Consider the following 12,668-nt stretch of genomic DNA (forward strand, 5'->3'; position numbering starts at 1 on the left):
TCATTAATAAGGGAAATATAAATGAATCTTGTTCGTAAAGTGTCGGCTGTTGCCGTTGCTGCAATACTTTCTGCTTGTTCTTCTACTCCTGTAGATAATTCACCAAAAAATCTTACCACCGTTGTTACTGCAAAAACGACGTTAAATGGATTATATATGCCTGATAATAAGGGTACACAAACCGTTTATACTCGTGAGAACATGCGTGCGATTGATCAAACTGCTGAATTTGATAGCTTTTACATGCGATGGGCAAATTTCGATTACACCACAGTTTTTAGAATTGAAGACAATTTATTGTGGCAAATCGATAACGATAAAGAAAAATATCGTGAATGTCCGTTAAGCGGATGTACAACCGGCTTTGATGAGTTTATGGCAAAAGCACAAGAGTCTTCTGATGATGAAGAAGAGTATGAAACTTATGCAGATAAAAGCTGTAATGTCGAATTAGTTAAAAATGATTTTACGATTGCTGCTACGAATCAACAGCGTCGTATCAGTGGCTTACTTTCTGAAGAATTTAAAGCAACTTGGACCACTGAGTTCAAAGATGAAAATGGTAAAGTGGACCTTAATTTAATTCAATTTGTATTTTGGACTACGACTCCAAATGAAGAAATGACTGCTGCTTGGAAAGTGCATAAGAAATCGACTGAAAACTATTTAAGTAAGGTCGGTGATAAAAATGCTTTAGTACGCTTGTTAGGTGAAGACGGTTTTAAAGCTATTCAAGGCTTTAGTGGCGATGTTGAGAGCAGTGATAGTCAGCAGAAAAATATGATTAGCCAAAAATTATCAGTTATTAAAGGTTATCCATTATCGATAAAAATGGAATGGTTTCAAAAAAATGAAGCTTGCCCTTCAGCTAAGAAAAAGCGTTCAGATAACAACCTTGATTTCTCTGAAGGGCTAGGTAATGCAGCGACTAGTTTCTTTGGTAATATTATCAAAGATGAAGCTGATAAGGCCGTTGATAAGGTGGTTGCAGAATGGCAAAAAGATGCCCGAGTTCGTTACTTATATGAAATTACTTCAGTATCTGAAGAATTAGTACATGATAGCCAGTTCCAAATACCGCATGGTTTTACAATTGAAGATAGACAGTAAACAGCCATTTGTGAGCCTACAGTCTAAGGCCTGAATTTGGTAAATACAGGAAATGGATAAATAGGAATAAAGCACTCTTTAGCTGAAAGATATGCCTTACTATCACACTGTTTAAGTGAGATAAGTAAGGCATTTTTGTTTGTGATAAAAATACCTGCAAAATTCCAATCTATATTCCTCTGGGCTACGTATGGTTAATTATTGATTTAGCGAATGAAATAATTAAAGGATTGTAAAATGCGAGCCATATTAATGTCAGTGGTGGTATTTCTGCTAAGTGCATGCAGTACCACTTACCCAAATCAGCAGGTGACGGGGCAGGTGTTTCCGTCGGTGTCAGGTGAGAGTTTAGCGCAAACTGCGATGAACTTTCCTGAGGATGTGAGTGGCCAAGTGACTCTATTGTTAATTGGCTACAAGCAAGACTCACAGTTTGATATTGACCGTTGGCTGATTGGTTTGGACATGACTCAAACCCAAGTTGCGGTGTATGAGTTGCCGACGATTCAAGGCATGTTTCCAAGAATGTTCAGTACCTTAATCGATAATGGTATGCGCGCGGGTATTCCAAAACCATTGTGGAAAGGCGTGGTAACCATTTATGAAGATGGCGAACAAGTGCAAGCCTTTACCGGTAATGAAAACCCGAATAATACTCGGGTGGTATTGTTAAATGCAGAAGGAAAAATTATCTACTTTTATGACCAAGGTTTTTCAGTTGCTGCATTAAATGAATTGAGGGCAAAACTGTGATTACTTCAAGGCTTGTCTTTATTGCTATTTAATTATCCCTTTACTGCCTTTAGCTAGCATTCATTAAGCTTTATTTAATTGTTAACCATGACAATGGATTTATGTTGATGTAACAAGGGTGATGGTTGTCCCGTTCTCTCGGTGTTAATTCGATTAACATTCATCGCTAGCTTAACTTACTGCCGCAATTTACTAATGATGGCAGCGGAATAAAAATAACAATAACTAGATCAAGGAGACCTCTCGTGAAGAAAGTCGGGATAGTGCTTATGTGCTTGTTGATGCCAGCAGCGTCAATGGCTGCAGAGCAAGTCAAATCAACACAATCAGTTCAAAAAGCAGCGCAAAACACCACATTATCAGTGGATGTGTTGTGGAAGCTAAGCCGAATCGGCAATCCAATTATTTCACCAAACGGTGAGTTTATCATTGCGCCTGTAACCCAATACGATGTGCCTGAAGATAAAGGTGCCACTCAACTATGGTTGTTTGATAAAGACGGTAAAGGCCAACGCCCTATAACAGCTAAAGGGCTGAGAGCGAGCGAACCGACTTTTTCACCTGACGGTAAGACATTAGCCTTTGTTAGCAAGCGTGATAAAGACGAAGCTGGCCAAGTATATTTATTACCAATGGATAAAGCAGGTGAGGCGCAGCGCTTAACTGAAGTGCCTGGTGGTGTAAAAGGCATTAAGTGGGTTGGCGACAATATTTACTTTATTAGTAATGTGTTCCCAAATAAAAACTGGGACGAAATGTCGGTTCAATTAAAGGCCAACAAAGATACTAAAGTCTCTGCACACCAATGGAATGCATTACCATTCTCAAGCTTTGATCATTGGATTGACGAAGACCGTGAAGCACACGTATTTAGTATTCCTGCTAAAGGCGGTGACATTGCGGCTATTACTCAGCCATTAAACAAGCAGTTACCACGTTCATCGCAAAGTAGTGGTAACTACGATATTTCGCCAGACGGTAAGTTAATTGCCTTTAATAGTAATGGCTGGGATAACCAAGTTGACCCTAAAATTGATATTTTTATGGCAACAATTGGCAGTGGAAAAGTGGAAAACTTAACGGCTAAAAATGAAGCGCCAGATACCAATCCAACCTTTAGCCCTGATGGTAAAACTTTAGCGTTTACTCGTCAGCTTATTCATGGTTTTTACGCTGACACCGCGAACCTAGTACTGCTAGATGTGAAAAAACGTTCTGAAAAAGTGATCACAACTGACTGGGATCGCTCAGTGGCTCGCTTTAGCTGGACTGCAAATAACAAAGGTTTTTACGCCGCTATTGATGATGCTGCAACCCGCCGTATTTTCCATATCAGTGCTAAAAATGGCAAAGTAAAACCAATCACTAAGCAAACCAACTTTGGCGCACCAGCGATTGCAAATAACGGTACTATCGTTGCGGCAAATGATAGCTTTTTGTACCCAGCACGTTTAGTGAAAGTTAATCCTAAGAATGGCAAAACCACTCGTTTAGACAGCTTTAACGATGATGTTTTAGCTGATGTCGATATGGGCACTTATGAGTCAGTAACTTATAAAGGTTACAACGATGAAGATGTGCAAATGTGGGTACATTACCCGCCAGGATTTGATAAAAGCAAAAAATATCCGTTAATGATGCTTATTCACGGTGGCCCACACAGCGCGATTTCTGACGGTTTCCATTACCGCTGGAATGCACAAACATTTGCCTCTTGGGGCTATGTAACGGCTTGGCCTAACTTCCATGGTTCAAACAGTTTTGGTCAAGATTATACTGACAGCATTAACCCAGATTGGAAAAACAAATCATTAGAGGATGTGTTTAAAGCAACCGATTGGTTTAAAGCTAAAGATTGGATTGATAACGAGCGTTTAGTGGCTGGCGGTGCAAGCTACGGTGGCTATTTATCATCGATTATTCTCGGTCAAAAAGATCAGCCGTTTAATGCGCTGTTTATCCATGCTGCTGTGTATAACATGTACTCGCAAATGGCCGCTGATTTCTCGGTCCACAGCACTCGCTTTGGCGATTACTGGGATAACCCTGAGATTTACAAATCGATCTCTCCACATTACGGCGCTGAAAACTTTGACACTCCAACGCTAGTGGTACACGGTCAATTAGATTACCGCGTGCCAGTGGGTCAAGGGTTTGAGTTGTTCCGTACACTACAAACTAAAGGGATCGAATCGCGGATGATTTACTTCCCTGATGAAAACCATTGGATCATGAAGCCAAACAATTCAATTTATTGGTACAACGAAGTTGAAAAGTGGATGAATCAATTTGCTGAGCCAGGTGCGAAGTAAACCCGTTTAGCTATTAGTGAAAATGCTAATTAACTTGATGGTGAGAAGAAATGCCGAACAATCTGATTGTTCGGCATTTTTATGCGTGAGGTTAGATAAGCAATTTTTCTTAGCGATTAAAGGTATTTATCTACCATTTTCTGGACATTATTCGGCAAAATTGGTTTGGTCAAGTAATCGTCAGCACCGAGCTTTAACGCGAAATCTTGATCCGACTCCTCAATCAAAGAACTGACCACAACAATCGGCACTTGTTGGTTCAGGCTATGTTTCTTGATGTATTTTATCACTTGGTAACCGTTTACATCCGGCATGGTGATATCAAGGAAGATTAAATCAGGTTCTACAGAAGACAATAGTTCAATTGCACCGTCGCCAGAATTAGCGGTCATAACCAAGTAGTCATCACCAAGAATAGCGAGCAGCATACTGGTGCAAACTGGGTCATCATCAATCACTAATATTTTGGACTTGTCCATTGTTACCTCACTTAAGGTGTGGATATTACTACTATTATACTAACGATAACCTTAATGGCTTATAGCGTATTAATCAAGTTGAGTCCTTGGGAGGCGACTCGGTTGTCGTCGTGCTAATTATTAATAACTACAAACAATTTTGACTATTGTGTTGTGGTTTAGTTCACCACTTCTAGATTTTATATTGACGATACTTTTCAATCACTTCGTTTCTATCCAAGCCGGTTTAACGTTTTTACATAGCTTGCCATTGTGGTTCGTGTGTTAAAGCGCGAGAAGAATGAAATGATACGCTTATATTCTAGCTCAGCTTTACGTGAAGGGCGTCGCGATAAGTGATAAAGTGCTGCGATAATAGTGTGAGATAACAACAAAAATAATCCTCTTTTAAAGGACATTCGCATCATGACATTTCGTTTTCAGACTTTCGCCGCCGGAGCGTTTTTATCACTGGCTATGGGGTTATCACTTCCAAGCCTAGCCGATGGTTTTTATGCGAATGAAACTTTGCAGCGACAGGCACCTGATGCATTTGCATTGCAGCCTGAAGCTCACGACTTCTTAGTGTCAGCTTATGCATTAACAATAAAAGATGGCGATCGTTTATTAGGCTTAATCGCAGAAGATAAAGCGCTGACTAACGCAATTCAGCAATGGCCTGAGATGACTATTGAGCAACAAATTCCATGGCTTAAAAAAGTGTTTGCGTTAGAAGTGCGAAGCTTTGGTACTAAGGCGCCGCAACTGATTATTGATAATCATAGCTATGCCAACAAAATGGTGTATTTTGACTTTGATATTGAAGCGGGTGGTAATGGAATTGTGTACTTAAATCCTGATAAATTAGCCGAAGAAGAGGCTTATGCTTCGCTGGCTTTTTTGATTCATGAGACTCGGCACTCTTACCAATTCCAGCAAGCATTAAATGCTAATGCTAATGACATAGACAATGACAGTGACAGTGAAATTGTAGCGATATCCGCTGGGTATTTAGCCGCTTTTAAGGCGCAAAAACAACTCAAGGGGTTTGGATTTAGTGACTTCCTTACGTTGTTGAATGAGTTTGAGGCTTTCCAATATGGTAATTATGTTATTGGGCAACTCACTGATTGGCAGATTGATATGATTAATATGGGCACGTTTGCGAGTCAGTTTGATAATCAAGGGCAATTAAAAATCGACTTAAATACCTTGTTAGCTAACGTTGATGAATTAAGTTTATTAGCCCAATACAATGAGTTGGCGAAAGAACAATTTGAGTTAAGGCAGCGCCAGCAGTAAACCTATTATTAGCAGCCTGTTATTAAAAGCCTGTTATAAAAGTCTACTAATACTGAAGGATAGCTGGGTGAGTTATCACAATGGATAATCTATGAATCTAAAGCAATTAGAGATTTTTTGCACCGTAGCGGATACGGGTTCTGTTACTGCAGCCGCTAAGCAACTTAACAGTAATCGTACCCAGCTAAGCATGGCGATTAAGGCGCTTGAGTCGAATTTGCAGGCGACATTATTTGTCCGTTCTGGTAATAGCCTAGTGTTATCTGAAGTCGGTAAGTCTATTTATAAAGATTGTGAAAGCGTGGTGTCTACCTGCGAGCGAATTAAGCAAACCTGCGAACAAACGTCAGAGAAATTTCGTTCAGAGATTTGGCTCGCTCGTGACGACTCCTTTCCTGATGAGGTTTGGCAAGATTTCATTCATCAACTGAATAATCATTTTAAGGCAACTACAGTGAACACCGTGCTGGCATCCAGTGGCGATTTAGCTAACTTGGTGAATACCAAGCAAGTTGATTTTGCTTTTGGGTTCGACTTTGAGCGAGTGGATGATGCCAATACTGACTATTTGCCACTCGGGCGCATAAGAATGATGTCGGTGTGTGAACATACCCATCCGTTAGCCAGTCTTCGTCGTGTGTCAGATATTCAACTGCGTGAATCTATGCAAGCGGTGATGGTGTATCTCAATGATAAAGATAATCCTGAGTTGCAGCCTTTTTCATTAACCCATATTGGCTTTACGAGCTTTGAATATATGCTCAACACAATATTGTCTGAAAAAGCCTGGGGTGTATTACCTGAACCATTGATTAGGCAGCATTTACGCCAACAGCAATTGGCTGTTATTAAGCATACTTATGGATTAACCCATCAAGATTATTGTTTATTTTCAGCTCCCGGTAATGCAATACCAGCACCGATTTCTTGGTTATCAGATCAAGTGAGCGACTATTTGTTTAAGTTTTAAAGATGCTGACTTTGATAATTTAATTGGCACTTGTTATTTGCTAAGCCTAACTCGTAGGCTTCATATTAGAGATCTTCATATTAAAGCCTTTCATTTTAAAGTTCTTCATATTAAAGCCTTTCATTTTAAAGTTCTTCATATTAAAGCCTTTCATGTTAGCGCTCGTTATATTTGAACTCTGCAAATATGGGCTTGTATATCATAATCACTGAGCGTCAAAGTAGTTGACGCTATAGGCGGTTGGTAACTCATTGAAATAATAATGTAATCGTACACTTTTCATCTAAGTTCACTTTACGTACACCTTAACGACATTGAGGTTTTTCGCGGTTAACGCCATACTTTTCTTAGGTTTTAACAGGTGATAATGAATGTGTGCAAAGAGCAACAAACAAGATAAACAATTACTTAAGCTGTCAGCAGTCGCTGCTTTTAGCTTTGCAATCCTCGGGGTCATCGTTGGCCTGTTAAGTGGATCTATTGTCATTCTTTTTGACGGTGTTTACTCACTCATTAGCTTATTACTGACAATGTTATCTCTTGCTGCTTCTGGCTATATGCATGGTTCTTCACGTTCTCACTTCGCTTTTGGTAAAGCCATGATGGAACCGTTAGTTGTTGCGATTAAAGGCTTAGTGATTTTGATGTTACTGGGTTACAGCTTATTCAGTGCTTTTCATGTGTTTATCAATGGTGGTCAAGCAATTGATACTTCGTTTGCAGCTATTTTTGGTTTTATCAATTTAGTTGGTTGTTGGGGAGTGTGGCGTTGGCTGCAACATAAAAACCAGTCTAAAAAGCAACAAAGTGGCTTATTGGCCGCTGAAGAAAAGCAATGGCAAATGGATACGGTACTGAGCGCAGCGGTATGTGGCGGCTTGATTATTGCCGTGATTCTTGAGATGACGCCCTTGTTTCATTACGCAGTGTATGCTGATTCTCTAATGATGTTGTGTATTGGTTTGTATTTCCTAAAAGTGCCTTTTGTTATGTTAACCAATGCATTACGCGAGCTGTTAATGATGAAACCTGATCAAGAAATATGTTCACTTGTGCGTGAAAGTGTTTCTGAAGCTAACGGTATATCACCGCAAAACCTTAAGTTAACCGGCATTGCCAAAGTAGGACCTGAATTGATGGTTAACATTAATGTCGATCCTAAAAAATCACATCAATTATTGGCTGATGTTCAACATATTCGTGAATTATTGAACCGTAAACTTGCGCGTTTATCGCTGAATGTGAAGTTGAATCTCGATATCGCTACTGACGTTAAATAACAATGTGTTAATCCTAAATCGAGTGCCTCATTGATTTGAGACTCGATATGCTTATCTAAAACTAATGACCTGCTTATCTTTTCAGTACATCCTTAATCCAAAAAGCTATTTGAGCGCACATGACCAAGGTAAATGGAATGGCGCCAACAATCGCAATTTGCTTGTTTAAATCCACGTCGTTAATGGTCACTAGTGCAATTGTTATCGCAATTAAAATAAGACTCCAGAGCATTTTAGCAATGTGACTTTCACTGCCTGTGAGCATGCTGGTTATGTAAATGGAGGAATCTGCACTGGTGATAAGAAAAGTGATTAACAGTAGTATTGCGGCAACCGATAAAATGCTGCCCAAGGGGAAACCATTTGGGGTTAACTGATTAAAAAAGCTAAACAAGCCTAGGGTGTATTCTTGATTGACCGCAGCCATAACCTCAGCAGCAAAGGGTTGAGTTAACACACTACCAGCAAAGCCAGAAAACCAGATAATTGAAGTGAGTGTTGGCAGTAAAATGGTACATGCTAAAAATTGCCTGATGCTACGGCCTTTACTAATTCGAGCGATAAACGGCCCAACGAAAGGCGCCCAAGCAATCCACCAAATCAAATAAATGACGCTCCAGCCTTGGCTCCAATTAGCGGGGTCTCCGACACTAAAAGAGACTTTTGGCAGTAACTGCAAATAACTCACGCTTGACTCAAACATGAGCTGTAGACTGTTGAAGGGATCAACTAAAGCAATAACAGTGACCAAAATAGCCACCATAAAAAAGGTATTAAACTGGCTTAATCGTTTAATTCCCTGATTTAATCCAGCAATGGATGACAAGGTGAATAGCACTGCAATAAACAAAATTAGCCCAATTCTAAAGCCGACACTGGCCACATCAAGTCCAATCGCTTGCTCAATCCCTGTTTGAATTAAGGCGACAGTATTGGCAAAGGTGCCAGCCATGCCAAAAATAATCGCAATGACCGCAAGTAAATCTAATACGCTAAGCCATTTAGGTTTTTCTGCGCTAAAACTAGCACTGATCCTCAGGCTGCGATTACGATTATATGCAAACCATGCCATGACTAAGCCAGCCATGGCGTATATCGCCCAAGCATGCAAACCCCAGTGGAAGTAGGTAATCGCTAACGCGCCAGATACCGATGAGAAGTCATCTTGTAAAAATGCAGGTGGGTTAACATAGTGATATACAGGTTCTGCCACACCCCAAAAAATGAGCCCCGATCCCATGCCTGCAGTAAATAGCATGGCTATCCAACTGGTAAAGCTGAACTCGGTTTGCACTTTTTCTCCGCCAATACGTATTTTGCCAATAGGACTGAAGCATATTGCTGTAGCAAAAATAAGTAATAAACTCGAAAGCTGAATGAATTGAGAGTCAAAATGTTCAAGAAAAAACTGAGTAAATAAGCTGAATGTTGCCAACGTCTTGTGAGGGAAGGTCAACAACAAGCCCGCAATGATTATGACGGGTATATAAAAGCTGAGTTTAGGCGTCAGCAATGGCGGTGTTTCAGACTTTGCACGCGGGCTTGTATTACGTGATTCCAATCTAGTCGCTATCCAGTATTCGAAGCTATATTCAGTTTTTTCACTATGACTGAATTAGTTATCAGTTTAAAGTCTTAAACAGGACTTTAGCATTAGCTTAAGCTGTTTTTTGATGCGTCATAGCTGGATCTGAGGGGGAATTTAAAGGACTAAACCTGAGTGACGAATCAATTTGTCGCTATATAAGGAAGATGTTTTTAGCATCATAAACGAATAAAAGCTTAACTATGTTAACAAATTGTTCTAGTGTAAATTATTGATAAAAGAATAAATGATTTGTTTTTATTTGTTGTTGTACTGTATGGGGGATAATTATTTGAACAAAATCAGACTTATTGCCGTGACGGCTTTTGTATTGTTTTATTCTTCAATAAGTATAGCGACTACTCTCAAATATAATGTGAATGGTTCAAGCAGTTGGGTGCCGTATTATATTCCTAATAAAGTTGAAAACTCGGGGATTTTGGGTGAACTGGTCCCTAAAATTTTATCCATAGCCGAAGTTGAAGTCGAAAAACATAACTTTCCGCCTAAGCGAACTAATCAAGCGCTAGAAAAAGGCCTGCTGGATTTTGATTTTGTTAGTCCTAGTTGGTTTCCTAAAGGTGATATGGGAGATCAGTTTATTCAATCTTCCGCGATCTTATCGATTCAAGAAAACATCATCACGCTTGAAAAAAACCAATCTCAGTGGTCTGACATAGACAAGATAACAGGCAAGTCTATTGGAACGGTGCGCGGCTACCTTTACCATGATGATGACATATTTACTCGGGTCGATTTCGCATCTGAAAAACAGCTCATCAAAGCGTTACATAAAGATCGCGTTAGCGCGGCGATATCAGGTGATTTACCTGCATTGTATTGGGCAAAGCAATTGCAATTACCTATAGCGCTTGCTGCGGTGCATTCAAGTGGGGTGTTAGTGATGCGCTTGCGTAAAGAACACAGTAGCGTGATGCCGAGAATTAATATGGCTATTGCCCAGTTGAAAAATGATGGCACCATTCAAGCTATTGTGGATAAATACACTAAAAATGAGCAATATCAGCAATAAACTGATATTGCACATCGGTAATGAAAACGAATAAATCTATTGTGTGCGTTTAGTTGCTATTAGCTGTTTGAGGTTGAGAAACCTGACGCTTTTTGTTTTCAAAGTAGTGATTCGTTTCCGTTAAAATCACATGTCTTAAGCCAATAAGCGCAATTAAGTTAGGGATGGCCATCAGGCCATTGACGGTATCAGCCAGCATCCAAATTAAATCTAATTGAATGAAAGCGCCTACCGCAATTAACCCTAAAAATGTTAGTTGGTAAATCTTAATTCCTTTGTCACCTAAGCGCTGATTAGTCAGATAATTCCAGCAACGTTCGCCATAATAGTGCCAACCTAAAATGGTGGTAAAGGCAAAACACACTAGCGCAATAGTCACAATATATTGACCGACAATCACTGAGCCGCCCGAGGCAAATGCGGCACTGGTCATGGCTGCACCGGCTGTATCGCCATTCCATACGCCAGTAATGATCAACACTAAGCCTGTCATGGTACAAATCAAAATAGTATCGAAAAAGGTGCCTGTCATGCTCACAAGTCCTTGCTCTACTGGCTCGTTGGTTTTAGCTGCCGCGGCCGCAATTGGCGCGCTGCCTAAACCCGATTCATTTGAAAACACCCCGCGGGCAATACCAATTTGAATTGCTTGGGCAACGGTTGCGCCTAAAAATCCGCCTGCAGCAGAAATAGGAGTAAAGGCTGAGTGAATGACTAATTCGAGAGCGGGAATGATTTGCTCTGAAAAGCTAAATAGAATCCAAATACACGCAAGCACATAACCTAGGGCCATAGTAGGTACTAACTTTTGAGCAACGTTAGCAATACGTTTTACCCCGCCTAATGTTACAGCAGCAACCATGGTAGTTAGTATTAACGCTGTGACCCAGGTTGGCACATTAAAGGCGATGGTCATGGCATCGCTAATGGCATTAACTTGTGCAAAAGTACCAATACCAAAAAAGGCCACACCAACACCAAATACAGCAAAGATCTTGGCTAACCACTTGAGGCCTAAACCACGCTCAATGTAATACATAGGTCCGCCCGCAATATTACCTTTAGCATCTGTGGTGCGGTATTTAACTGCGAGCATACATTCAGCATATTTAGTGGCCATGCCAAAAAAGGCGGCTAACCACATCCAAAACAATGCGCCTGGGCCACCAATTTTAATGGCGGTTGCAACTCCAACAATATTACCTGTACCGATAGTGGCGGATAGGGCTGTACATAGGGCTGCAAAAGACGATAAATCGCCTTTACCAGTAGCGGGTTTGAATAACAAACTAAGGGCAAAAGGCAGCTGGAAAACTTGCAAAAGTTTAAGGCGAATAGTGAGATAAAGACCTGTACCAACAAGTAAGCAAAGGGTAATAGGGCCCCAAACAATGCCATTGATATCGGCTAAAAGCGCGTGAAAATTCATGATATTCCTCGAATATTAAACAACAAAATTAATATGGAGGAGGAAAAGAAATGGCTGATCAGTGGTACTGAAGAAAGAGACGGGCGAAGTATCACCTTGTGCTAATAGCTCAAGGTTAATATCAGGCGCAGCAGCAAACGACAGCGACCATAAATGAATACAGTCATCCTCTCCTCTGTCCTTTTGCCTGAGCGTTTCGCGTGACTGACAAGTCAGCCTCACTTTCGCCTTCGGCGCTGTAATAACAATCGCTAACGAACCACGTTTGCTTACAGTCTCTCCAGAGGCTCGTCCAGTAACAGTCCTCACCACTATGTGGCACCTGAAAGAGTGCTTTATTCATTTGCTTGAAATGACTTAATGTTTACACAAAACGTCATTACATGAATAAACTTGCCTCGTCGGTGTGGGGTTACTCCCCACTCTCCTGCTACCT

General features: G+C 40.5%; 10 protein-coding genes and 1 riboswitch. Of the genes, 7 read left to right on the plus strand and 3 right to left on the minus strand.

Annotated elements, in window-relative coordinates:
- Nucleotides 1-21 precede the first annotated feature (21 nt).
- The 3 genes from Q4600_RS06175 to Q4600_RS06185 all read left to right on the plus strand — a co-directional run bounded on the left by Q4600_RS06175 (nt 22) and on the right by Q4600_RS06185 (nt 4,175).
- A complete protein-coding gene (locus Q4600_RS06175) occupies nt 22-1,110 on the plus strand; it encodes a hypothetical protein (RefSeq protein ID WP_303513837.1) in 1,089 nt (362 codons plus the stop codon).
- Between the two features lie 237 nt (nt 1,111-1,347).
- A complete protein-coding gene (locus Q4600_RS06180) occupies nt 1,348-1,863 on the plus strand; it encodes a hypothetical protein (protein ID WP_248956133.1) in 516 nt (171 codons plus the stop codon).
- Between the two features lie 245 nt (nt 1,864-2,108).
- Complete coding sequence (locus Q4600_RS06185; protein WP_303513840.1) at nt 2,109-4,175, plus strand: S9 family peptidase; 2,067 nt, start codon at nt 2,109-2,111, stop codon at nt 4,173-4,175.
- A gap of 116 nt (nt 4,176-4,291) precedes the next feature.
- Here the strand turns inward: Q4600_RS06185 and Q4600_RS06190 are convergent, their stop codons facing one another.
- Entirely contained in the window at nt 4,292-4,654 is a 363-nt protein-coding gene (locus Q4600_RS06190; protein ID WP_303513843.1) for a PleD family two-component system response regulator, read from the minus strand.
- A gap of 405 nt (nt 4,655-5,059) precedes the next feature.
- Here Q4600_RS06190 and Q4600_RS06195 point away from each other — a divergent pair, with 405 nt between their 5' ends.
- The 3 genes from Q4600_RS06195 to Q4600_RS06205 all read left to right on the plus strand — a co-directional run bounded on the left by Q4600_RS06195 (nt 5,060) and on the right by Q4600_RS06205 (nt 8,185).
- On the plus strand, nt 5,060-5,935 hold the full coding sequence (locus Q4600_RS06195; protein WP_303513846.1) for a hypothetical protein: 876 nt from the start codon (nt 5,060-5,062) through the stop codon (nt 5,933-5,935).
- Between the two features lie 91 nt (nt 5,936-6,026).
- Nucleotides 6,027-6,905: a LysR family transcriptional regulator gene (locus Q4600_RS06200; protein WP_303513849.1), complete on the plus strand. Its 879-nt coding sequence runs from the start codon at nt 6,027-6,029 to the stop codon at nt 6,903-6,905.
- Nucleotides 6,906-7,276: 371 nt separating this feature from the next.
- Nucleotides 7,277-8,185, plus strand: a complete 909-nt coding sequence (locus Q4600_RS06205) for a cation transporter (RefSeq protein WP_102527757.1) — start codon at nt 7,277-7,279, stop codon at nt 8,183-8,185.
- A gap of 73 nt (nt 8,186-8,258) precedes the next feature.
- Here the strand turns inward: Q4600_RS06205 and Q4600_RS06210 are convergent, their stop codons facing one another.
- Nucleotides 8,259-9,746 carry a BCCT family transporter gene (locus Q4600_RS06210; protein ID WP_157936211.1) on the minus strand — a complete coding sequence of 496 codons (1,488 nt, stop codon included), beginning with the start codon at nt 9,744-9,746 and terminating at the stop codon, nt 8,259-8,261.
- 316 nt (nt 9,747-10,062) lie between these two features.
- On the opposite strand from Q4600_RS06210, the gene Q4600_RS06215 reads away from it, so the two are divergent.
- Nucleotides 10,063-10,803 carry an ABC transporter substrate-binding protein gene (locus tag Q4600_RS06215; RefSeq protein WP_303513851.1) on the plus strand — a complete coding sequence of 247 codons (741 nt, stop codon included), beginning with the start codon at nt 10,063-10,065 and terminating at the stop codon, nt 10,801-10,803.
- Nucleotides 10,804-10,852: 49 nt separating this feature from the next.
- On the opposite strand, the gene Q4600_RS06220 is transcribed toward Q4600_RS06215, so the two are convergent.
- Nucleotides 10,853-12,232, minus strand: a complete 1,380-nt coding sequence (locus Q4600_RS06220) for a sodium:alanine symporter family protein (protein WP_229370737.1) — start codon at nt 12,230-12,232, stop codon at nt 10,853-10,855.
- A gap of 165 nt (nt 12,233-12,397) precedes the next feature.
- Nucleotides 12,398-12,526: riboswitch (glycine riboswitch) on the minus strand.
- Between the last annotated feature and the right edge of the window lie 142 nt (nt 12,527-12,668).

The sequence above is a fragment of the Shewanella sp. 2_MG-2023 genome, from assembly GCF_030548905.1.
GTDB lineage: Bacteria > Pseudomonadota > Gammaproteobacteria > Enterobacterales > Shewanellaceae > Shewanella > Shewanella electrodiphila.